The sequence below is a fragment of the Mycolicibacillus koreensis genome (genome assembly GCF_002104795.1).
In the GTDB taxonomy this organism is placed as follows: Bacteria; Actinomycetota; Actinomycetes; order Mycobacteriales; family Mycobacteriaceae; genus Mycobacterium; species Mycobacterium koreense.
In genome coordinates, this window is sequence record NZ_NCXO01000001.1 from 39,431 (window position 1) to 61,688 (window position 22,258).

Here is a 22,258-nt window from a genome sequence, read left to right on the forward strand (position 1 = left end):
TTCTCCTTCCAGACCTTAGTCGCGGCGCCGGTGGTCCGCACCGCCGCGCCGGGGTTGGGCGCTACCCGCGGGTAGCGCCTGCGGGCTGACCGCGGGCGCCGCCGGTGGCCCGTCAGCACGGCCGGTTCGGTCAAAACGGGTCCGCGGTCTACCATCGGATGTAGTAGAAGCCGGCGCACCGATGGACGCCGGGTGATCTGAGGAGTATTTGCGTGAGCGTTCGGGTGCGTGTCGGACCGACCGCACCGAAGTTGCGGGACCGGCTGCTTGCGTATGTGGCCCTGACCAAGCCGCGCATCATCGAACTGCTGCTGGTCACCACGATCCCGGCGATGCTGCTGGCCCACCGCGACACCATGGACCTGCAGTTCATGCTGCTGATCGGCGCCACCCTGGTCGGCGGCATGATGGCCGCGGCCAGCGCCAACACCCTCAACTGTGTCGCCGACGCCGACATCGACAAGATCATGAAACGCACCGCGCGCCGGCCGTTGGCCCGCGACACGGTGCCGACCCGCCACGCGTTGATCTTCGGGCTGGTGCTCGGTGTCGCGGCGTTCGTGTGGTTGTGGCAGACCACCAACCTGCTCTCCGGTGTGCTGGCGGTCGCCACGATCGCCTTCTACGTGGTGATCTACACGCTGGTGCTCAAACGGCGCACCGCGCAGAACATCGTGTGGGGCGGGGCCGCGGGGTGCATGCCGGTGATGATCGGCTGGTCGGCGGTGACCGACTCCATCGCCTGGCCGGCACTGGCGATGTTCGCGGTGATCTTCTTCTGGACCCCGCCGCACACCTGGGCGCTGGCCATGCGCTACAAGGACGACTACCAGGCCGCCGGGGTGCCGATGCTGCCGGTCGTCGCCACCGAACGCCAGGTCACCCGGCAGATCGTCATCTACAGCTGGTTGATGGTGGCCTCGACCCTGGCGCTGATCCCGGTCACCGGATGGCTCTACACCGCGGTGGCGGTGGCGGCAGGGGCGTGGTTTTTGTTCCTGGCCCACCAGCTCTACGCCGGGGTGCGGCGCGGCCAGCCGATTCAGCCGTTGCGGCTGTTCTTGCAGTCCAACAACTACCTCGCCGTGGTGTTCTGCGCCCTCGCCGTCGACTCGGCGTTCGTGCTGCCCACCGTGCTGGGGTGATGACGGCGATACCACCGCGCGCCTAGGCGGTTCTGGTAGGCCCACGCCAGCGCCGGCAGCGGGCCGCGCTGATGCAGCCAGAACCCGGCCGGGGTCCGCTGTGCCGGCGGCACCCGGCCGACCGTGATCGTGGCCAACGCGAACCCGACGCCGCGGTCCGGGCCGCGACGGGCCAGCACGGTCCCATCGGCGGCGGCGACGACCGCCCCGCCCTCCAGGTGACCGCGGTAGGTCACCGGCGTGCCGGGCAGCCGGCAGTGCAGCGTGCCGCAGTGCGCGGCATGCACCACCGGGGCGCCCACCAGCCGGGCGAACACCGGGGCGGCGCGCGCCGCGGTGGCGGCGTTGGCGGCCTCCCAGTCGGCGGTGATCCGTCGCGGCACCCAGGCGGGAACGCTCCACCAGCAGGAGCCGCCGACCACCACGTCGACCCGCCCGGCCAGTCGCCGCGCCGTCTGGGTGCGGATGAACTCCCAGCACAGCGCCGCGCCGGCGGTGACGCCGTCGACCGTGGGCAGCACGCCGTCCGCGGCGTCACTGTCGGGGTCGGACGCACCGCGGTAGAAGTAGTTCTCCCACATGGTGGGCAGATCCTTGTCGTGGTGGCCGATCACCCCGCCGGGTCCGGCGAGCACGAACCGGTTGTAGGTGTGCCCGTCGGCGCCCCGGCACAGAAACGACCCACCCACGGTCACCGCGTGCCGGCGCGCCAAGGTGGTCAGCAGCGCGGTCGCCGCACCGTCGGCGGGCAGGGCCGCGGTGGCCAGCCCCAGATCGAAACCCATCCCGGTGGTGAAGAACTCGGGCAACACGATGATCTCGGCGCCGGCCTCGGCAGCGGCGGTGGCCAGGCGTTCGGCCATCGTCAGGTTCGCGGGCACATCGGCGAGGATCGCCTGCTGCTGGATGGCGGCCACGGTCGTGGTCACGGCACCAACACCACCGAACCGACGGTGCGCCGGGCCTGCAGGTCGCGGTGGGCCGTCGCCGCGTCATCGAGACGGTACCGGTGCCCGACGGTGACGGCGAGCTCCCCGGCGGCCACCGCGGCGAGGAATTCCCCGGCGCGCCAGCGGAATTCCTCGCCGGTGCGCAGAAAATGGGTCAGCGACGGGCGCGTCAACCAGATCGACCCGGCGGCGTTGAGCCGCTGCGGGTCGAACGGGGGCACCGGGCCGCTGGCGGCGCCGAACAACGCCAGCGTGCCGCGCACCGCGACGCTGGCCAGGCTCGCCTCGAAGGTGGACGCCCCGACCCCGTCGTAGACCACGGCCACGCCGGCGCCGCCGGTGTGCGCGCGGACCCGGTCGGCGAAGACCGCCGGATCGTCGTCGGGGTAATCGAGGACCACCGCGGCGCCGGCCTGCCGGGCCGCGTCGGCCTTGGCGGGGGTGGACACGGTGCTGAGCACCCGCGCGCCGCGGCGCGTCGCCCACTGGGTCAGCAACAGGCCCACCCCGCCGGCCCCGGCGTGCACCAGCACGTCGTCACCGGCGCCCACCGGGTACACCGAGGTGAGCAGATAGTGGGCGGTCATGCCCTTCAGCAGCGCCGAAGCCACCGTCTCCGCGTCGACCCCGGCCGGGCAGACCGCGGTGAATTCGGCGGGGGCGGTGCAGTACTCGGCGTAGGCGCCGGACGCGTTGGCGGTGACGACCCGGTCACCGACCCGCAGCGTCTCCACCTGTTCGCCGACCTCGACGACCTGCCCGGCGACCTCGGTACCGACGACGAACGGCACCTCCCGCGGGTAGAGCCCGGAACGGAAATAGGTGTCGATGAAGTTCACCCCGATGGCCTCGGCCTGGATCAACACCGCGTCGGGGGCGGGGGAGGGGCGCTGCCGGCGCACCGGGCGCAGCACCTCCGGGCCGCCCACCTCGCTGACTTCGATGGCGCGCATGACCCCCATCTAACCCGGTTCACCGCCGCCGGGTGGGCCGGTGCCCCCGTATCATCCGACGGCATGAAGCTGGCCCGCCCCGACGTGTTCCACCCGCGGATCGTGCTCGCCGCGGACCCGGCGCGGCCGGCCGGCCCGCCCGACGACGCCGGCCTGGTCGCCGCGCTGCGCGCCCGCGGGCTGCACGCCCGGTGGCTGGCGTGGACCGACCCGGCGACCGCCGGCGCCGACCTGGTGATCCTGCGCGCGGTCGGTGATCACCGCAGCCATCAGGCGGAGTTCGCCGACCGGATCGCCGCGCTGCCGCAGATGCTCAACCCGCCGCCGGTGCTCACCTGGAACGGCGACAAGCGCTATCTGCTGGACCTGAGCGACGCCGGGGTGCCCACGGTGGAGACCACGGTGTTCGCCCCGGGGCAGGTCGTGCGGGTCGGCGACGATGTGGACGGCGTGGTGGTGGCCCCGGCCGTCGGTGCCGGCGCACGCCGGTTCGACCGCGCCGACGCGGCGCGTGAGCACGCCCACCGGCTGCAGGCGAGCGGGCAGACCGTGGTGATCCAGCCGGCGCAGACCCGGCAGCGCATCGCGCTGGTGTTCCTCGGCGGCGCGCCGTCGCACGCGCTGGCCGCCGCTGCGCCCGTCGACGCCGACTTCGGCGTCTGGGACGTCGGTCAGGCCGCCCTGGCCGCGGCCGCCGCACAGGCCGGGGTGGGCAGCGACGAGATCCTCCTGGCGCGGGCGGTGGTGGCCGACGGCGCCGAGGGCGCCGGGCCGCAGCTGCTGCGGCTGCAGCTCATCGACCCGGTGCTGGGCTGGACGGCCCTGGGCGCCGACGCCCGGGCGCGTCACCAGCGCCAGTTCGCGTTGGCGGTGGAGTCAGCCCTGCAGCGCCGCGGGCTCGGCCCGCTGTCGCATCGCCGCCCATAGCCCGGCGGTGGTCGCGGTGCACAGCACCGCGAACGCCACGTGCACCGCCACCAGTGCCGGCGGGATTCCGGCGTAGAACTGCACGATGCCCACCACCGCCTGACAGGCCACCAGCGCCAGCAGCACCGCCAGGCGCACCAGCAGCGTCCGCGCCGCCCGCACCGCGGCCAGCGCGAAGCCCAACGCCACCAGCAGCGACAGGTAGGCCACCGTCAACGACGAGTGGGCGTGCACCAGCGTGGTGATCTCCACCTGCAGCCGCGGCACCGGCCGGTCGATGTTCTTGTCCCCGGCGTGCGGGCCGGCCCCGGTCACCAGCGTGCCGGCCACCAGAATGGCCGCCAGGATCACCCCGGTCAGCGCGGTCAGCCAGCGCAGCGGCGCCGGCACCCGGGCGAGCACGACCGCGGTGTCGCTGTCGGGTTCGCCGACCTTGACGTAGAACAGCACCGCCAGCCACACCATCGCCATCGAGATCAGCAGATGCAGCGCCACCGTCCACCACAGCAGACCGGTGCGCACGGTGATGCCGCCCAGGATCGCCTGCAGCACGGTCGACGCCGGCATCAACCAGGCGTAGACCTGCACCTCGGCGCGGCGGCGGGCCCGCACCACGGCGAGCACCGCCAGCCCGGCGGCGAGCGCCACCGCGAACGTGACCAGCCGGTTGCCGAACTCGATGGCCTGGTGGAGATGCGGTACCTCGGCGACCGCGACCGGGGTGAAACTGCCCGGGAAACACTGCGGCCAGGTCGGGCAGCCCAACCCCGAGGCGGTGACCCGCACGATCGCCCCGGTCACCGAGATGGTGCCCTGGGTGACGATGACCGCCGCGGCCAGTATCCGCTGGGTTCGCAGGCTCGGCATCGGCAGCACGTCCACCAGGCGCAGCAGGGCGCGTCCCAAGCTCACGACCTGAAACTACCCGATGTAGTAGCAGACCGGGTGGGTGGCCTCACCGCGCACTCAGGTGAAACGGAACCAGCGCAGCGCACCGGCGGCGGCCGCCGCCGCCCAGGCGAGGAGCACCGCGATGCCCAGCCAGTCCACCGACAGCGTCATCGCGCGGGTCAGCGCCTCGGTCAGCGCCCCCGACGGGGTCAGGCGCGCGGCCCAGGCCAGCGCGTCGGGAACGGTGTCGGTCTCGACGGTCAGCGCCCCGAGTCCGGCGAACACGAACCACAGCAGGTTGCCCAGCGCCAGCACGACCTCGGCTTTGAGGCTGCCGCCGAGCAGCAGACCCATCGCGGCGAACGTGGCGGTGCCCAGCGCGATGACGAGTGCGCCGAGCAGCAGACCGGCCGGTTCCGGCCGCCAGCCGAGCGCGAACCCGATCGAGCCGAGCAGCATCGCCTGCAAGAACACCACGGTCACCACGGCCAGCGATTTCCCGACGATGATGCCCCAAACCGGCAGCGCGGTGGCCCCGAGGCGTTTGAGTGCGCCGTAGCGACGGTCGAAGGCCACCGCGATCGCCTGGCCGGTGAACGCGGTGGAGATCACCGCCAGCGCCATGATCGCCGGGGTGAACACCGCGGCCCGCACGCCGGGACCGGAGCCGAACGAGCCCAGCGGCAGCAGGGTCATCCCGATCAGCAGGGTGATCGGGATGAACATCGTCAACAGCAGCTGTTCGCCGTTGCGCAGCAACAGCTTCAGCTCGAGGCGGTACTGGGCGGCCAGCATCGCGGGCACCGCGTTGGGTCGGGGATCGGGGGTGAACGTGCCCGCCGGGAACGGGGCGGATGGGGCGCTCATGCGCGCACCTCCCTTCCGGTCAGCTCCAAAAAGACGTCTTCGAGGGTGCGTTGCTCCACCCGCATCGAGGTCGCCAGCACCGACAGTTCCGCGCACCAGGCGGTGACGGTCGCCAACAGCGACGGATCCACCGGCCCTTCCACCAGGTATTCCCCGGGCACCGGTTCGCTGATCCGGTAGAGCTGCGGCAGCCGGGCGGTCAGCCCGGTCAGGTCCAGGCGGTGCGGCGCGGAGAACCGCAGCTGGTCTTTGGCGCCGGAGCGGGTCAGTTCGGCGGGGGTGCCGGCGGCGACCAGCCGGCCCCGGTCGATGATCACCAGCCGGTCGGCCAGCTCCTCGGCCTCCTTGAGGTGGTGGGTGGTGAGCACCACGGTCACCCCGTCGCGGCGCAGCGCGTCGATGAGCTCCCACACCAGCACCCGGGCGTGCGCGTCCATCCCGGCGGTCGGCTCGTCGAGGAAGACCAGTTCGGGGCGCCCGACGAGGGCGCAGGCCAGCGAGAGACGCTGCTGCTGGCCGCCGGAGAGCCGCCGGTAGGTGGTGCGTGCCGCGGTGGTCAACCCCAGGGTGTCCAGCAGCCACTGCGGGTCCAGCGGGTCGGCGGCGTAGGCGGCGACCAGGTTCAGCATCTCCTCGGCGCGGGCGGCCGGGTAGCCGCCGCCGCCCTGCAGCATCACCCCGATGCGGGCGCGGACCGCGGCGTTGTCGGCGATCGGGTCCAGTCCGAGCACCTCGATGCGCCCGGCGTCGGGACGCACGAAGCCCTCGCACATCTCCACCGTCGTGGTTTTGCCGGCCCCGTTCGGGCCGAGCAGCGCGAACACCTCGGCGCGCTGCACCTCCAGGTGCAGATCGGAGACCGCGTGCACGGCGGTGTCGCCGCTGCCGAACCGTTTGCTGACACCGTGCAGGCGCAGCGGGACCGCGGGGGAGGGATCGACGCTGGTGCTCACGGGGACTCAGCGTAGGACGCGGCGGCGGCCGGGGGACCCGCGGGCCGCTGCCGGGGGCGGTCCCGGTCGCCGGGCAGCCCGCGCCAGGGCAGTTGCCGGTGGGTCAGCGCGATCACCACGGCGACGATCAGGGTGCTGGCCACGGTGGCGTCGACGATCTGGAACAGCGCGAACCGGTCGCCGTTGGCGGTCGGGCCGAACACCCCGACGATCAGCGTCACCGCGATCACCGCGATCCGGAAGCCCGGCCGGGTCGCCCAGGCGGCCAGCGGGATGATCGCCCACAGCAGATACCACGGCTGCACCACCGGGAACAGCAGCACGGTGATCCCCAGCGCCACCCCCAACCCGCCGACCGGGTGCAGCCGTCCGCGCAACACCGCCAGCAGCAGCCAGGCGACGATCGCGGCGATGATCAACACACCGATGCCGCGGGTCAGCCCCAGTACCGCGGTGGTGTGGTCACCCAGGCCCAGCAGGATGCCCACCTGCCCGGTGCCCAAGGCGATCAGCGTCGGCGGCGACATCCAACTGCGCACCACGTTGGCGGTGCCCAGCGTGTTGAGCCACCCGAATCCGAGTCCGCTGGCGACGCCGATCACCACGATCACCGTCAGCGCCACCACGGTCATCGCCGTCCCGGCCGTCAGGAACGCCTTGACGGTGCCGCCCCAGCGGTTCGCCAACGCCATCGCGACGAACCCCAGCGCCAGCAGCGAGGGCAGCTTCACCAGCGCCGACAACGTGATCAGCACGACGCCGGCGAGCAGCATCGCCAGCGGCATCCAGCGTTGCCGCTCCGGCGCTCCGCGCGGCCACCGCCACGGCCGGTCCGGCAGCAGCCCGCGCCCGGCGTCGATGCCGCGCAGCGCGAACTCGGTGCCGGTGAGCATCAGCCCCAGCATCAGCGCCTCGTTGTGGATGCCGGCCACCAGGTGCATCAGCAGCAGCGGGTTGGTCGCCCCCAGCCACAGGGCGCTGACCTCGGCGACCCCGCAGCGGCGCGCCAGCCGGGGCACCGCCCACACGATCATGCCGACACCGATGAGCACCACCAGCCGGTGGCAGAGCACCGCGGCGACGATGTTCTCCCCGGTGAGGTGGGAGATGCCGCGCCCCAGCCACAAGAACAGCGGCCCGTAGGGGGCGGGGGTCTCCCGCCACAGGCTCGGCACCGACAGGGTGAACACGTGGTCGAGCCCCAGCCCGGGTGCCGGACCCACCTGGTAGGGGTCCTTGCCCAGCAGCGAGATCTGGCTCTGCGCCAGGTAGGAGTAGACGTCCTTGCTGTACATCGGCGGGGCGAACAGCAGCGGAAGGATCCACAGCAGCAACGTGCGGTCCAGTTGGCTGCGCGACAACCGGCGGGTGCCCTGGGTGAACCGCCCCAGCAGCAGCCAGCCCAGCGCCATCATCACCGCCCCGGTGGTGGTCATCGTCAGCGAGACGGTCTGGATCCGCGACGGCAGGTTCAGCAGCCGCACCCCGAAGGTGGGGTCTTGCACCACCGGGCGCGCCCCGGCGCCCAGCGCCCCGATCGCCATCAGCACCGTCCCGGTCGCGCCGAACAGCCGGGTGTGGCGCAACGCGACCAGCTCGGCCGGGTTCAGGGGGGAGCCGACGGGGCGTTCGTCGGCGTGCCACCGCGCGATCGTCGAACTCAGCGCGAGGCGGCGGGCGGGCATCCCAGCAGCGTAACCGGCCGGGTGGCGGCGACCACGGGGGCAGGCCCGACGTCGGGTAAGGGTTGCCTTGCTAGACCGGTCCGTGGAATTGCGTCACACTGATGTTGTGAAAATCAAGGCGCCGGTGGCCGCGGCCACCACCGACGCGACGGGGGCGACCGCCGAAGGGCACACCCGTCGCGAGGTCGTGCGTCTGCTCACCGAGTCCGGCTCGATCACCGCCGGTCAGATCGGGGAACGGCTGGGACTCTCCGCCGCCGGGGTGCGCCGCCACCTCGACGCGCTGATCGCCGCCGGCGACGCCGAGGCCTCGCCGGCCGCGGCCTGGCAGCACGTCGGGCGCGGTCGCCCGGCCAAACGTTTCCGGCTCACCGCGGCGGGTCGGGCCAAACTCGAGCACGCCTACGACGACCTGGCGGTGGCCGCGTTGCGGCAGTTGCGCGAGATCGGCGGCAAGGAGGCGATCCGGGCGTTCGCCCGCCGTCGCATCGACACCATCCTCGCCGACGTGACCCCGGCCGCCAGCGGTGAGGACGCCGACATCGCCGCTGCCGCCGACCGGGTGGCCGCCGCGCTGACCGACGCCGGCTACGTGGCCAGCACCGCCCGGGTGGCCGGGCCGATGCAGGGCATGCAGATCTGCCAGCACCACTGCCCGGTCTCCCACGTCGCCGAGGAGTTCCCGGAGCTGTGCGAAGCCGAGCGCGAGGCGATGGCCGCGGTCCTCGGCACCCACGTGCAGCGGCTGGCCACCATCGCCAACGGAGACAATGCCTGCACCACCCACATCCCGCTGATCAGTGCGGACCATTAGCAACCCCCTCAACCTTCGGCGCCCAGCCCGCGCGCCGAAGCCCCAACGAGCGAAGGAGCGGTGAAATGACCGTCACGCCCGAGACCGCGGCAGCCGATGCCCGGCCCGAACCGCTGACCCAAGAGGAGACGATCGCCTCGCTGGGCCGCTACGAGTACGGCTGGGCCGACTCCGACGACGCCGGCGCCGCGGCGCAGCGCGGCCTGTCCGAAGCCGTCGTCCGCGACATCTCCGCGAAGAAGGACGAGCCGGAGTGGATGCTCAAGACCCGGCTGAAGGCGCTGGGCATCTTCGGCAAGAAGCCGATGCCGACCTGGGGCTCCTACCTCGGTGACATCGACTTCGACAACATCAAATACTTCGTCCGGTCCACCGAACGCCAGGCCCAGACCTGGGAGGACCTGCCCGAGGACATCCGCAACACCTACGACAAGCTCGGCATCCCCGAAGCGGAGAAGCAGCGCTACGTCTCCGGGGTGGCCGCCCAGTACGAGTCGGAGGTCGTCTACCACAAGATCCGCGAGGACCTGGAGGAGAAGGGCGTCGTCTTCGTCGACACCGACACCGCGCTGCGCGACTACGAAGACATGATGCGGCAGTACTTCGGCACGGTGATCCCGGCCGGGGACAACAAGTTCTCCGCGCTGAACACCGCCACCTGGTCCGGCGGGTCGTTCGTCTACGTGCCGCCGGGCGTGCACGTCGACATCCCGCTGCAGGCCTACTTCCGGATCAACACCGAGAACATGGGCCAGTTCGAGCGGACCCTGATCATCGTCGACGAGGACGCCTACGTGCACTACGTGGAGGGCTGCACCGCCCCGGTGTACTCCAGCGACTCGCTGCACTCGGCGGTGGTGGAGATCATCGTCAAAAAGGGCGGCCGGTGCCGCTACACCACGATCCAGAACTGGTCGAACAACGTCTACAACCTGGTGACCAAGCGGGCCCGCGCCGAAGAGGGCGCCACCATGGAGTGGATCGACGGCAACATCGGCTCCAAGGTGACGATGAAGTACCCGGCGGTCTGGATGACCGGGGAGCACGCCCGCGGCGAGGTGCTCTCGCTGGCGTTCGCCGGCGAGCAGCAGCACCAGGACACCGGGGCCAAGATGCTGCACCTGGCGCCCAACACCTCGAGCAACATCGTGTCGAAGTCGGTGGCCCGCGGCGGCGGCCGGTCCTCCTACCGGGGGCTGGTCGAGGTGCACAAGGGAGCGCACGGCTCGAAGTCCAACGTGCAGTGCGACGCGCTGCTGGTGGACACCATCAGCCGCTCCGACACCTACCCCTACGTCGACATCCGCGAGGACGACGTCACGATCGGCCACGAGGCGACCGTGTCGAAGGTCAACGAGAACCAGCTGTTCTACCTGATGAGCCGTGGGCTGACCGAGGAGGAGGCGATGGCCACCATCGTGCGCGGCTTCGTCGAGCCCATCGCCAAGGAGCTCCCGATGGAGTACGCCCTGGAACTCAACCGGCTCATCGAGCTGCAGATGGAAGGCTCGGTGGGCTAGTGACCAACCTCACCGAAGCCATCGAGGGCACCACCAAGGGCGAGGTGTTCACCTCGTTCGACGTCGACGCGTTCGAAACGCCCGGCGGTCGCGACGAGATCTGGCGGTTCACCCCGCTGCGCCGGCTGCGCGGCCTGCACGACGGCAGCGCCCCGGCCACCGGGGCGGCGAACATCGCGGTGACCGAGCGTGACGGCGTGCAGGTCGAACGGGTGCGCCGCGGCGATGCCCGCCTCGGCGAGGCCGGGGTGCCCGCCGACCGGATCGCCGCCCAGGCGTTCTCGTCGTTCACCGAGGCCACCATCGTCACCGCGGGCGCCGACGCCGACCCGCACACGCCGATCGAGGTCACCGTCACCGGGCCCGGCGCCGGGGCGGTCGCCTACGGGCACCTGCAGCTGCGGGTCACCGAGCTCGCCGAGGCCACCGTGGTGATCGACCTGCGCGGCGGCGGCACCTACGCCGACAACGTCGAGTTCGTGGTCGCCGACGCCGCCCGGCTCACCGTGGTGTGGATCGCCGACTGGGACGCCGACATGGTGCACGTGAGCATGCACCACGCGACGCTGGGCAAGGACGCGGTGCTGCGCCACGCCGCGGTGCAACTCGGCGGGGAGCTGGTGCGGTTGACCGGCCGGGTCGGCTACACCGGGCCCGGCGGTGACGCCGAACTGCTGGGGCTGTACTTCGCCGACGACGGCCAACACCTGGAGTCGCGGCTGCTCATCGACCACAGCACCCCGGACTGCCGTTCGCACGTCATGTACAAGGGTGCGCTGCAAGGCGATCCGGACTCCGAGCTCCCCGATGCGCGCACCGTATGGGTGGGCGACGTACTCATCCGTGCCGAGGCCTCGGGCACCGACACCTACGAGCTCAACCGCAACCTCGTCCTCACCGACGGGGCTCGCGCCGACTCGATCCCCAACCTGGAGATCGAGTGCGGGGAGATCCTCGGCGCCGGGCACGCCAGTGCCACCGGACGTTTCGACGACGAGCAACTGTTCTACCTGCTGGCCCGCGGGATCCCCGAGGACCAGGCACGCCGACTGATCGTGCGCGGCTTCTTCGGTGAGGTCATCGCCAAGATCGCCGTCCCGGCGGTCCGCGACCGGCTCACCGACGCCATCGAACACGAACTGGCCCTGACCGAAAAGGAAACCAACCGCTCATGACCACCCTGGAAATCACCGACCTGCACGTCAGCGTCGCCCGTTCGGCCAGCGCCGACGGCAACGAAGCCGTGCCGATCCTCAAGGGCGTGAACCTCACGGTGCGCTCCGGTGAGGTCCACGCGCTGATGGGCCCCAACGGGTCCGGCAAATCCACCCTGTCCTACGCGGTGGCCGGACACCCCAAATACGAGGTGACCGGCGGGTCGATCACCCTCGACGGCGAGGACGTGCTGGCGATGAGTGTGGACGAACGTGCCCGCGCCGGCCTGTTCTTGGCGATGCAGTACCCGGTCGAGGTGCCGGGGGTGTCGATGTCGAACTTCCTGCGCACCGCGGCGACCGCGGTGCGCGGCGAGGCGCCGAAGCTGCGGCACTGGGTCAAAGAGGTCAAGGGCGCGATGGCCGACCTGGAGATCGACCCGTCGTTCGGGGAACGCAGCGTCAACGAGGGCTTCTCCGGCGGGGAGAAGAAGCGCCACGAGATCCTGCAGCTGGGTCTGCTCAAGCCCAAGATCGCGATCCTCGACGAGACCGACTCCGGTCTCGACGTCGACGCGCTGCGGGTGGTCAGCGAGGGCGTGAACCGCTACGCCGAGGCCGAGCACGCCGGCATCCTGCTGATCACCCACTACACCCGGATCCTGCGCTACATCAAGCCGCAGTTCGTCCACGTCTTCGTCGACGGGCGGATCATCGAATCCGGTGGTCCCGAACTCGCCGACGAACTCGAGGAGAACGGCTACGAGCGGTTCACCCACGCGGCGGCCGCGGGGTCCTGAGATGTCGGTCTCGGTCAGCGGCCCGGCTGTACTGGACACCACCGCCATCCGGGCCGACTTCCCGATCCTGGGACGGACCATGCGGGGAGGAAACCCGCTGGCCTACCTGGATTCCGGGGCCACCTCGCAGCGGCCCCGGTCGGTGCTCGACGCCGAGTGGCGGTTTCTGACCACCTCCAACGGGGCGGTGCACCGTGGGGCGCACCAGCTGATGGAGGAGGCCACCGACGCCTACGAGGCCGGCCGTGCGGCGGTCGCGGCGTTCGTCGGCGCCGACCCCGACGAGCTGGTGTTCACCAAGAACGCCACCGAGGCGCTGAACCTGGTGTCCTATCTCGCCGGCGACGACCGGTTCGCCGGGGCGGTGGGCCCCGGCGACGTCATCGTCACCACCGAACTCGAACACCACGCCAACCTGGTGCCCTGGCAGGAACTGGCCCGGCGCACCGGCGCCACGCTGCGCTGGTATGAGGTCACCGACACCGGGCCCGACGCCGGGCGCATCGACCTGGATTCGCTGGTCCTCGACGAGCGGGTCAAGATCGTGGCGTTCAGCCATCACTCCAACGTCACCGGCGCCGTCGCCCCGGTGGCCGAGCTGGTGGCCCGCGCCAAGGCCGTCGGGGCGCTCACCGTGCTCGACGCCTGCCAGTCGGTGCCCCACCAGCCGGTCGACCTGCACGGCCTCGACGTCGATTTCGCCGCGTTCTCCGGGCACAAGATGCTCGGCCCCACCGGCGTCGGGGTGCTCTACGGCCGGCGTGACGTGCTCGCCGACGCGCCGCCGTTCCTCACCGGCGGGTCGATGATCGAGACGGTGAGCATGACCGAATCCACCTACGCCCCGGTACCGCAGCGGTTCGAGGCCGGCACGCCGATGACCTCGCAGGTGGTCGGGCTCGGCGCGGCCGCGCAGTACCTGGCGAACCTGGGCATGGCCGCGGTCGCCGCCCACGAGCAGCAGCTGGTCGCCGCGGCCCTCGACGGCCTGCGCGCCGTCCGCGGGGTGCGCATCATCGGGCCGACAACGTTGGCCGACCGCGGCTCGCCGGTGTCGTTCGTCGTCGACGGGGTGCACGCCCACGACGTCAGCCAGGTCCTCGACGACGACGGTGTGGCGGTGCGGGTGGGCCACCACTGCGCGATGCCGCTGCACCGCCGGTTCGGCATCGCCGCGACCGCCCGGGCCTCCTTCGCCGTGTACAACACCCTCGACGAGGTGGACCGCCTGGTCGGCGGGGTGCGCCGCGCTCTGGACTTCTTCGGCAGGACGTGAGGCGGCTATGCGACTCCAGCAGATCTATCAGGAAGTGATCCTCGATCACTACAAGCACCCGCACCACCGCGGGTTGCGTGAGCCGTTCGACGCCGAGGTGCACCACGTCAATCCGGTCTGCGGCGACGAGCTGACCCTGCGGGTGCGGCTGTCGCCGGACCGGCGCCAGATCGTCGACATCTCCTACGATGGGCAGGGCTGCTCGATCAGCCAGGCGGCCACCTCGGTGCTCACCGATCAGCTGATCGGGTTGGCGGTCGACGAGGCGATGGCGACGGTGTCGGCGTTCACCGAGATGGTGTCCTCGCGCGGCACCGTCGACGGGGACGAGGAGGTCATCGGCGACGGCATCGCGTTCGCCGGGGTCGCCAAGTACCCGGCCCGGGTCAAGTGTGCGCTGCTGGGCTGGACGGCGTTCATCGCCGCGCTGGCCGAGGCCAGCACCGAATCCACCGGCGGCGAGCACCCGCAGACCGACCCAGACTCGACGGCGACCGCCTCGGCTGCCGTCACCCAACCCGCACAACCAGTGGAGGTAGAGAAATGACCGAGACACTCACCACCGACGACGAACTGTACGCCGAGGTCGACGAGGCGATGCACGACGTCATCGACCCGGAGATCGGGATCAACGTGGTCGACCTCGGCCTGGTGTACGACATGAAGCTGCAGCGCGAGGACGAGGGCACCACCGTGCTCATCGACATGACCCTGACATCGGCGGAGTGCCCGCTGCAGGACATGATCTCCGATCAGATCCACACCGCGCTGATCGGTAGCGGCCTGGTCAACGACCTGAAGCTCAACTGGGTGTGGATCCCGGCCTGGGGCCCGGACAAGATCACCGACGACGGCCGCGAGCAGCTGCGGGCCCTCGGCTTCACCGTGTAGCGGCGGTCACGCCCCGCCGCGGCGCCGCCACCGGCGGCGCAGCCCGGCCATCATCGGGGTCGCCGGCGGTTGCGGATGCCCGGCGCACCACTGGTCGGGCTTCACCGTCGCACGCACCTGGTCGACGTGCTGGCCGCAGCCAGACCACGTCGTCTTGCCGCATTGCCGGCAGCGGACTGGCTGACACATGAGGACTCCTTTCCCGCGCATCATCATACCCCCAGGGGTATGACGTGCGCTACGGTGGTCCCACCGCGGGAACATTCCCGCCCGCTGCGCACGTTAGGCCGGACATGGCAACAACCCAAGACATCACCACCGCAGAGTTCAACGACCTCATCTCGGGCAACGAGATGGTGCTGGTCGACTTCTGGGCCTCCTGGTGCGGCCCGTGCCGCTCGTTCGCGCCCACGTTCGCCGCATCCGCCGAGAAGCACCCCGACATCGTGCACGCCAAGGTCGACACCGAGGCCGAGCAGGAACTCGCCGCGGCGGCCAACATCCGCTCGATCCCGACGCTGATGGCGTTCAAGAAGGGTCACCTGGTGTTCAACCAGGCCGGAGCGTTGCCGCCGACGGCCCTTGATGACCTGGTCAAGCAGGTCAAAGACCTCGATGTGGAGGCCGCCCTGGCCGCTCAGGAGGCCCAGGACGCCGAGCAGGCCGACGACACCGACTGAGGGCCGCCCGGCGGGCACGCGATAGCGTGCATGCCGTGACATCCGCCCGCCCGCTGGTCCTCGTCGAGCACCCCCGTCCCGAGGTCGCGCTCATCACCCTCAACCGCCCGGAGCGGATGAACTCGATGGCCTTCGACGTGATGGTGCCGCTGCAGGAGACGCTCACCGCGGTGCACCACGACACCGCGGTGCGGGTGGTGGTCCTCACCGGGGCGGGCCGGGGCTTCTCCTCGGGTGCCGACCACAAATCGGCCGGCTCGGTGCCGCACGTGGCCGGTCTGACCCGGCCCACCTATGCGCTGCGCTCGATGGAGATCCTCGACGACGTCATCATGACGCTGCGCCGGCTGCACCAGCCGGTGATCGCCGCGGTCAACGGCGCCGCGATCGGCGGGGGTCTGTGCCTGGCCCTGGCCTGCGACATCCGGGTGGCCGGCGCCGGCGCCTACTTCCGCGCCGCCGGGATCAACAACGGGCTCACCGCCAGTGAGCTCGGCTTGAGCTACCTGCTGCCGCGGGCGATCGGCACCTCCCGGGCCGCCGAGCTCATGCTGACCGGCCGTGACGTCGACGCCGCCGAGGCCGAGCGCATCGGGCTGGTGTCGCGTGCGGTGCCCGACGCGGAGCTGCTGCCCGAGTGCTACCGGCTGGCCGAGCGCATCGCCGGGTTCTCCCGGCCCGGCGTGGAGCTGACCAAACGCACCCTGTGGAGCGGCATGGACGCCGCTAGCCTGGAGGGGCACATGCAGGCCGAGGGCCTCGGTCAGCTGTATGTGCGTCTGTTGACCGACAACTTCGAGGAGGCCGTCGCCGCCCGTGCCCAGCGGCGCGCCCCGAGGTTCACCGACGACAAGTCGGCCCCGCCGGCCGACTCTTAGGAGTGGTGTGATCACCGCAACGGACCTCGAGGTCCGCGCTGGAGCGCGCACGCTGTTGGACGCGACCGGTGCCGCCCTGCGCATCCAGCCCGGCGACCGCATCGGGCTGGTGGGCCGCAACGGTGCCGGCAAGACCACCACGCTGCGCATCCTGGCGGGGGAGAGCGAGCCCTACGCCGGGACCCTGACCCGGGCGGGGGCGATCGGTTACCTGCCCCAGGACCCCAAGCAGGGCGACCTGGAGGTGCTCGCCCGCGACCGGGTGCTCTCCGCGCGCGGCCTGGACACCCTGCTCGCCGAGATGGAGAAACAGCAGGCCCGGATGGCCGAGGCCGCCGACGACGCGGCGCGCGACAAGGCGATTCGTCGCTACGGCCACCTCGAGGAACAGTTCGCCACCCTCGGCGGCTACGGCGCGGAGAGCGAGGCCAGCCGCATCTGCACCAGCCTGGGCCTGCCCGATCGGGTGCTGTCCCAGCCGCTGCGCACCCTCTCCGGCGGGCAGCGTCGCCGGGTGGAGTTGGCGCGGATCCTGTTCGCGGCCGCCGAGGCCGGCGACGACACCACCTTGCTGCTCGATGAGCCGACCAACCACCTCGACGCCGACTCGGTCGGATGGCTGCGCGATTTTCTGCGCAACCACACCGGCGGGCTGGTGGTCATCAGCCACAACGTGGACCTGTTGGCCGACGTCGTCAACCGGGTCTGGTTCCTCGACGCCGTACGCGGGGAAGCCGACGTCTACAACATGGGCTGGAAGAAATACCTGGAGGCCCGCGCCACCGACGAGGCGCGTCGGCGCCGGGAACGCAGCAACGCCGAACGCAAGGCCGCCGCGTTGCGCAGCCAGGCCGCCAAGCTCGGCGCCAAGGCCACCAAGGCGGTGGCGGCGCAGAACATGCTGCGCCGCGCCGACCGGATGATGGCCGCACTCGAGGAGGAGCGGGTCAGCGACAAGGTGGCCCGCATCAAGTTCCCCAGCCCGGCGCGCTGCGGGCGCACGCCGCTGACCGCGCACGGACTGACCAAGACCTACGGCTCACTGGAGGTGTTCACCGGCGTCGATCTGGCCATCGACCGGGGATCGCGGGTGGTGGTGCTCGGGCTCAACGGCGCCGGCAAGACCACCCTGCTGCGGATCCTCGCCGGCGCCGAGGCCGCCGACGCCGGGCAGCTGATGCCCGGCCACGGGCTCAAGATCGGCTACTTCGCCCAGGAGCACGACACGATCGACGACACCGCCAGCGTGTGGCAGAACATCCGCCACGCCGCCCCCGACAGCGGCGAACAGGAGCTGCGCGGGCTGCTCGGCGCCTTCATGTTCAGCGGCGCACAGCTCGACCAGCCCGCCGGGACGCTCTCCGGCGGGGAGAAGACCCGCCTGGCGCTGGCCGGGCTGGTCGCCTCCACCGCCAACGTGCTGCTGCTCGACGAGCCCACCAACAACCTCGACCCGGCCTCCCGCGAACAGGTGCTCGACGCGCTGCGCAGTTACGTCGGCGCGGTGGTGCTGGTCACCCACGACCCGGGGGCGGCCGAGGCGCTCGACCCGCAGCGGGTGGTGCTGCTGCCCGACGGGACCGAGGACCACTGGTCGCCGGAGTACGCCGACCTCATCGAATTGGCCTGATGCCCGGCGGGCAGCCGCCGCGGCGCCTCAGCGCCGGATCGCCTTCTCCACGTCCTCTTCGGAGATCTCCCGGGTGCAGAAGAACCAGTCCTTGCACTCCACCCCGGACTCCGCTCCACCGACCCGGTCGTCGGCGGCACCGCAGGATCCGGCCGGCGGCACGATCACCGGTTCACCGGGACGCCAGTCGGCGGGGGTGGCCACCTCGAAGTGATCGGCGGTCTGCAGGCCCTTGACCACCCGCAGCAGCTCGTCGAAGTTGCGGCCCAGGCTCAGCGGGTAGTAGATGATCGTGCGGATCACCCCGGTCGGGTCGATGACGAACACCGCGCGCACCGCCTTGGTCGAGGCTTCGCCGGGCATGATCATCCCGTACTTGCGCGCCACCGTCATCGTGATGTCCTCGATCAACGGGAACGTGACGTCGACGTCTTTGAGTCCGCGGAACTCGATCTTCTCCTTGATGGTGCGCAGCCAGGCGATGTGGCTGTAGAGGCCGTCGACCGACAGCCCCACCAGGTCGGTGTTGTAGGCGGCGAACTGCTCCTGCATCGAGGCGAACGTGACGAACTCACTGGTGCACACCGGGGTGAAATCGGCCGGGTGGGAGAACAAGATCACCCAGCGGCCACGGTAGTCGGCGGGGAAGTTGATCGGGCCCTGCGTGGTCTCGGCGGTGAACGCCGGTGCGGGATCACCGATCCGCGGCATCGTCGGGGTGGGCTCGGCGATCTGCTGATCGGTTGTCACATTCGTCTCCTTGGCGGTGGTGCGTGGCTGGTGACCCGGCCGGTGAGGCTCGCGGTCGACCCCGGGACCGGCCCGGACATCGAAGTTTACCGGTGCCGTACCGAGTCCTCCACCAGGTCCAGCACCGCGGTCAGCCGGGCCGGGTCCTCCCCGGCGGCCAGCCGGGCCACCAGGCCGTCGAGCACCAGATCCAGATAGCAGTGCAGCACCGGGGCCGGCACGTCGTCGCGGATACGGCCGGCCTGCTTTTGCCGGCGCAGCCGCGCGGTGGTCGCCGCATCCAGTTCGGCGGAGCGCTCGGCCCAGCCGCGGTTGAACTCCGGATCGTTGCGGCGTTTGCGCGCGATCTCCAATCGGGTTGCCAGCCAATCGAATTCGTCCGGTGCGGCGAGCAGGTCACGCATCACCTGGATCAGTCCCTCGCGGGTCGCCACCTGGGCCATCCGTTCGGCGTCCTCGCGGGCCAGCTCGAAAAACAGCGTGTCCTTGTCCCGGAAGTGGTGGAAGATCGCCCCCCGCGACAACCCGATCGCGGCTTCGAGGCGGCGCACCGTGGCACCCTCGTAGCCGTGCTCGGCGAAGCAGCGCCGCGCGCCGGCCAGGATCTGGTGGCGTCGCGCCGCCAGGTGATCCTCGCTGACCCTGGGCACCGGGGCCGCTTAACCGCTGTTGAGCATGTTGCGCAGCACGTACTGCAGGATGCCGCCGTTGCGGTAGTAGTCGGCTTCCCCGGGGGTGTCGATGCGCACCACCGCGTCGAAGGTGACGGTCTGCCCGTCGTCCTTGCGGGCTGAAACCTGCACCGTCGACGGGGTTTCACCGTTGTTGAGCGCGGTGATCCCGGCGATGTCGAAGGTCTCGGTGCCGTCGATGCCCAACGACGCGGCGGACTGCCCGGCGGGGAACTCCAGCGGGATCACCCCCATGCCGATCAGGTTGGAGCGGTGGATGCGCTCGAACGACTCGGCGATGACCGCCCGCACCCCCAGAAGCACGGTGCCCTTGGCGGCCCAGTCGCGGCTGGAGCCCGATCCGTACTCCTTGCCGCCGAGCACCACCAGCGGGATGTTTCGCTCGGCGTAGTTCTGGGCGGCGTCGAAGATGAACGCCTGCGGGCCGCCGTCGACGGTGAAGTCGCGGGTGTAACCGCCGGAGACGTTGTCCAGCAACTGGTTGCGCAGCCGGATGTTGGCGAACGTCCCGCGGATCATCACCTCGTGGTTGCCGCGGCGCGAGCCCAGCGAGTTGAAGTCCTTCGGTTCCACGCCGTGGGCCTGCAGGTACTGCGCTGCCGGGGTGCCCGGCTTGATCGAGCCGGCGGGGCTGATGTGGTCGGTGGTCACCGAGTCGCCCAGCAGTGCGAGCACCCGGGCCCCGGTGATGTCGGCCACCGGGTCGGGCTCGGCGGGCATGCCGTCGAAGTAGGGGGCCTTGCGCACGTAGGTCGAGGAGTCGTCCCACTCGAAGATGTTGCCGTCCGGGGTCGGCAGCGACTGCCAACGGTGGTCGCCGGCGAACACGTCGGCGTAGTTCTTGGTGAACATGTCGCGGCTGACGGTGGCGTTGATGGTGTCCTCGATCTCCTGCGGCGACGGCCAGATGTCGCGCAGGAACACCGGCTCGCCCGACGGGTCGGTGCCCAACGGTTCGGTCTCGAAGTCGAAGTCCATCGTTCCGGCCAGCGCGTAGGCGATCACCAACGGCGGGGAGGCCAGGTAGTTCATCTTCACGTCGGGGGAGATGCGGCCCTCGAAGTTGCGGTTGCCGGAGAGCACCGCGGTCGCCGCCAGGTCGTTGTCGTTGATCGCCGCGGAGATCTCCGTCGGCAACGGACCGGTGTTACCGATGCACGTGGTGCAGCCGTAGCCGCCGAGGTAGAAGCCGAGCTTCTCCAGATACGGCCACAGCCCGGCCTTTTCGTAGTAGTCGGTGACCACCTGCGAGCCCGGCGCCATGTTGGTCTTCACCCACGGCTTCGACGACAGTCCCTTCTCCACGGCATTGCGCGCCAGCAGCGCCGCGCCGATCATCACCGACGGGTTGGAGGTGTTGGTGCACGAGGTGATGCCGGCGACCACGACCGAGCCGTGGTCGAGGGTGAACTCGCCGCGGTCGGCCGAGCGCACGCTCACCGTGTTGTGAGGCCGGTCGCCGCTGCGCTCGCCCTCGCCCTCGTCGACATAGTGGTGGATGTCGCGGCGGAACGCCGCTTTGGACTCGGAGAGCACGATCCGGTCCTGGGGGCGCTTCGGCCCGGCGATCGAGGGCACCACGGTGCCCAGATCCAACTCCAGGTATTCGGAGTACGCCGGTTCGTGGTCGGGGTCGTGCCACAGGCCCTGGGTCTTGGCGTAGGCCTCCACCAGCGCCAGTTGCTCGTCGCTACGGCCGGTGAGGCGCAGGTAGTCCAGTGTCTCGGCGTCGATCGGGAAGATCGCTGCGGTGGAGCCGAATTCGGGGCTCATGTTGCCCAGGGTGGCGCGGTTGGCCAGCGGCACCTCGGCGACGCCCTTGCCGTAGAACTCGACGAACTTGCCGACCACGCCGTGCTCGCGGAGCATCTCGGTGACGGTGAGCACCACATCGGTGGCGGTCACCCCGGCGGTGATCTCGCCGGTGAGTTTGAAGCCCACCACCCGCGGGATCAGCATCGACACCGGCTGTCCCAGCATCGCGGCCTCGGCCTCGATGCCGCCCACACCCCAGCCGAGCACACCGAGGCCGTTGACCATCGTGGTGTGCGAGTCGGTGCCCACACAGGTGTCGGGGTAGGCCTGCTTCGTGCCGGCGCCGTCGCGCACCATCACCGTGCGCGCCAGGTACTCGATGTTGACCTGGTGGACGATGCCGGTGCCCGGCGGGACCACCTTGAAGTCGTCGAACGCGTGCTGCCCCCAACGCAGGAACTGGTAGCGCTCGCTGTTGCGTTGGTACTCCAGTTCCACGTTGCGTTCGAAGGCGTCGGCGCTGCCGAACACGTCGAGGATCACCGAGTGGTCGATGACCAGTTCGGCCGGTGCCAGCGGGTTGACCTTGTCGGGGTCGCCGCCGAGCGCGGCGACCGCTTCGCGCATGGTGGCCAGGTCCACCACGCAGGGCACACCGGTGAAGTCCTGCATCACCACCCGCGCGGGGGTGAACTGGATCTCGGTGCTCGGCTCGCCGGCCGGATCCCACTCGGCCAGGGCCCGGATGTGCTCGGCGGTGACGTTGGCGCCGTCCTCGGTGCGCAGCAGGTTCTCGGCGAGCACCTTGAGGCTGTAGGGCAGGCGCTCGAGCCCGGGCGCCGCATCGAGTCGATAGATTTCGTACTCGTGGTCACCGACCGCGAGGCTCGCGCGGGCACCGAACGAATTCACCGACTCTTTACCGGGCATGGCTCAACTTCCGACGTGGGTGGGCTACCGCCGGCGGGGCTGTGCCGGCGCTCCCCACCAGCCTAACAGTACGGTCGTACTGCATTGCGGAGTGGGCGCACCACGGCTGCGATCCGG

The 22,258-nt window shown here is 70.8% G+C and carries 22 protein-coding genes; 12 read left to right on the forward strand and 10 right to left on the reverse strand.

Annotation, left to right across the window (positions count from 1 at the left end; translation table 11 throughout):
• Window positions 1-212: 212 nt before the first annotated feature.
• Window positions 213-1,145, forward strand: a complete 933-nt coding sequence (locus B8W67_RS00200; protein WP_069391981.1) for a heme o synthase — start codon at window positions 213-215, stop codon at window positions 1,143-1,145.
• On the opposite strand, the gene B8W67_RS00205 is transcribed toward B8W67_RS00200, so the two are convergent.
• Both B8W67_RS00205 and B8W67_RS00210 read right to left on the reverse strand, forming a co-directional pair.
• A complete protein-coding gene (locus B8W67_RS00205; RefSeq protein WP_109561682.1) occupies window positions 1,076-2,074 on the reverse strand; it encodes a carbon-nitrogen hydrolase family protein in 999 nt (332 codons plus the stop codon). The genes B8W67_RS00200 and B8W67_RS00205 overlap by 70 nt on opposite strands.
• Window positions 2,071-3,048, reverse strand: a complete 978-nt coding sequence (locus B8W67_RS00210; RefSeq protein ID WP_085301860.1) for a quinone oxidoreductase family protein — start codon at window positions 3,046-3,048, stop codon at window positions 2,071-2,073. Before B8W67_RS00210 ends, B8W67_RS00205 begins: the two co-directional genes overlap by 4 nt.
• Before the next feature lie 63 nt (window positions 3,049-3,111).
• On the opposite strand from B8W67_RS00210, the gene B8W67_RS00215 reads away from it, so the two are divergent.
• Window positions 3,112-3,975: a DcsG N-terminal domain-containing protein gene (locus B8W67_RS00215; protein ID WP_085301724.1), complete on the forward strand. Its 864-nt coding sequence runs from the start codon at window positions 3,112-3,114 to the stop codon at window positions 3,973-3,975.
• Here B8W67_RS00215 and B8W67_RS00220 read toward each other — a convergent pair.
• Genes B8W67_RS00220 through mptB form a run of 4 tightly spaced genes read right to left on the reverse strand, consistent with a single transcriptional unit; the run spans window position 3,925 to window position 8,371 of the window.
• Window positions 3,925-4,887 carry a COX15/CtaA family protein gene (locus B8W67_RS00220; protein WP_069391983.1) on the reverse strand — a complete coding sequence of 321 codons (963 nt, stop codon included), beginning with the start codon at window positions 4,885-4,887 and terminating at the stop codon, window positions 3,925-3,927. The two genes, B8W67_RS00215 and B8W67_RS00220, sit on opposite strands and share 51 nt — an antisense overlap.
• A gap of 54 nt (window positions 4,888-4,941) precedes the next feature.
• Window positions 4,942-5,733, reverse strand: coding sequence for an ABC transporter permease (locus B8W67_RS00225; RefSeq protein ID WP_085301725.1), 792 nt, complete (start codon window positions 5,731-5,733; stop codon window positions 4,942-4,944).
• A complete protein-coding gene (locus B8W67_RS00230; RefSeq protein WP_234793873.1) occupies window positions 5,730-6,686 on the reverse strand; it encodes an ABC transporter ATP-binding protein in 957 nt (318 codons plus the stop codon). Before B8W67_RS00230 ends, B8W67_RS00225 begins: the two co-directional genes overlap by 4 nt.
• Window positions 6,683-8,371 carry a polyprenol phosphomannose-dependent alpha 1,6 mannosyltransferase MptB gene (mptB, locus tag B8W67_RS00235; RefSeq protein WP_085301727.1) on the reverse strand — a complete coding sequence of 563 codons (1,689 nt, stop codon included), beginning with the start codon at window positions 8,369-8,371 and terminating at the stop codon, window positions 6,683-6,685. Before mptB ends, B8W67_RS00230 begins: the two co-directional genes overlap by 4 nt.
• A 106-nt stretch (window positions 8,372-8,477) precedes the next feature.
• On the opposite strand from mptB, the gene B8W67_RS00240 reads away from it, so the two are divergent.
• The 7 genes from B8W67_RS00240 to B8W67_RS00270 all read left to right on the forward strand — a co-directional run bounded on the left by B8W67_RS00240 (window position 8,478) and on the right by B8W67_RS00270 (window position 14,826).
• Complete coding sequence (locus tag B8W67_RS00240) at window positions 8,478-9,185, forward strand: helix-turn-helix transcriptional regulator (RefSeq protein WP_234793874.1); 708 nt, start codon at window positions 8,478-8,480, stop codon at window positions 9,183-9,185.
• Window positions 9,186-9,250: 65 nt separating this feature from the next.
• Complete coding sequence (sufB, locus tag B8W67_RS00245) at window positions 9,251-10,705, forward strand: Fe-S cluster assembly protein SufB (protein ID WP_069391987.1); 1,455 nt, start codon at window positions 9,251-9,253, stop codon at window positions 10,703-10,705.
• Entirely contained in the window at window positions 10,705-11,880 is a 1,176-nt protein-coding gene (gene sufD / locus B8W67_RS00250) for a Fe-S cluster assembly protein SufD (RefSeq protein WP_069391988.1), read from the forward strand. The genes sufB and sufD overlap by 1 nt, the downstream gene beginning before the upstream one ends.
• Window positions 11,877-12,659 carry a Fe-S cluster assembly ATPase SufC gene (gene sufC, locus B8W67_RS00255; RefSeq protein ID WP_069391989.1) on the forward strand — a complete coding sequence of 261 codons (783 nt, stop codon included), beginning with the start codon at window positions 11,877-11,879 and terminating at the stop codon, window positions 12,657-12,659. Before sufD ends, sufC begins: the two co-directional genes overlap by 4 nt.
• A gap of 1 nt (window position 12,660) precedes the next feature.
• A complete protein-coding gene (locus tag B8W67_RS00260) occupies window positions 12,661-13,935 on the forward strand; it encodes a cysteine desulfurase (protein ID WP_069391990.1) in 1,275 nt (424 codons plus the stop codon).
• Window positions 13,936-13,942: 7 nt separating this feature from the next.
• On the forward strand, window positions 13,943-14,482 hold the full coding sequence (sufU, locus tag B8W67_RS00265) for a Fe-S cluster assembly sulfur transfer protein SufU (protein WP_085301729.1): 540 nt from the start codon (window positions 13,943-13,945) through the stop codon (window positions 14,480-14,482).
• Window positions 14,479-14,826: a metal-sulfur cluster assembly factor gene (locus B8W67_RS00270; RefSeq protein WP_069391991.1), complete on the forward strand. Its 348-nt coding sequence runs from the start codon at window positions 14,479-14,481 to the stop codon at window positions 14,824-14,826. The genes sufU and B8W67_RS00270 overlap by 4 nt, the downstream gene beginning before the upstream one ends.
• A 6-nt stretch (window positions 14,827-14,832) precedes the next feature.
• On the opposite strand, the gene B8W67_RS00275 is transcribed toward B8W67_RS00270, so the two are convergent.
• Window positions 14,833-15,015: a DUF8730 family Cys-rich protein gene (locus B8W67_RS00275; RefSeq protein WP_084228737.1), complete on the reverse strand. Its 183-nt coding sequence runs from the start codon at window positions 15,013-15,015 to the stop codon at window positions 14,833-14,835.
• A gap of 104 nt (window positions 15,016-15,119) precedes the next feature.
• Between B8W67_RS00275 and trxA the strand changes: the two genes are divergently transcribed.
• From trxA to B8W67_RS00290, 3 genes are read left to right on the forward strand one after another with little or no spacing between them, the layout of a single operon-like run.
• Window positions 15,120-15,506 (forward strand): thioredoxin, encoded by a 387-nt coding sequence (gene trxA, locus B8W67_RS00280; protein ID WP_085301731.1) that lies wholly within the window; start codon window positions 15,120-15,122, stop codon window positions 15,504-15,506.
• Between the two features lie 26 nt (window positions 15,507-15,532).
• Entirely contained in the window at window positions 15,533-16,384 is an 852-nt protein-coding gene (locus tag B8W67_RS00285; protein WP_069391993.1) for an enoyl-CoA hydratase, read from the forward strand.
• A gap of 7 nt (window positions 16,385-16,391) precedes the next feature.
• On the forward strand, window positions 16,392-18,014 hold the full coding sequence (locus B8W67_RS00290; RefSeq protein ID WP_085301732.1) for an ABC-F family ATP-binding cassette domain-containing protein: 1,623 nt from the start codon (window positions 16,392-16,394) through the stop codon (window positions 18,012-18,014).
• Window positions 18,015-18,041: 27 nt separating this feature from the next.
• On the opposite strand, the gene B8W67_RS00295 is transcribed toward B8W67_RS00290, so the two are convergent.
• The 3 genes from B8W67_RS00295 to acnA form a co-directional block, all read right to left on the reverse strand.
• Complete coding sequence (locus B8W67_RS00295) at window positions 18,042-18,725, reverse strand: peroxiredoxin (protein WP_069392040.1); 684 nt, start codon at window positions 18,723-18,725, stop codon at window positions 18,042-18,044.
• Window positions 18,726-18,850: 125 nt separating this feature from the next.
• Window positions 18,851-19,414 carry a TetR/AcrR family transcriptional regulator gene (locus B8W67_RS00300; protein ID WP_069391995.1) on the reverse strand — a complete coding sequence of 188 codons (564 nt, stop codon included), beginning with the start codon at window positions 19,412-19,414 and terminating at the stop codon, window positions 18,851-18,853.
• A 9-nt stretch (window positions 19,415-19,423) separates the two neighbouring features.
• Window positions 19,424-22,141: an aconitate hydratase AcnA gene (gene acnA / locus B8W67_RS00305; RefSeq protein WP_085301734.1), complete on the reverse strand. Its 2,718-nt coding sequence runs from the start codon at window positions 22,139-22,141 to the stop codon at window positions 19,424-19,426.
• Window positions 22,142-22,258: the final 117 nt, after the last annotated feature.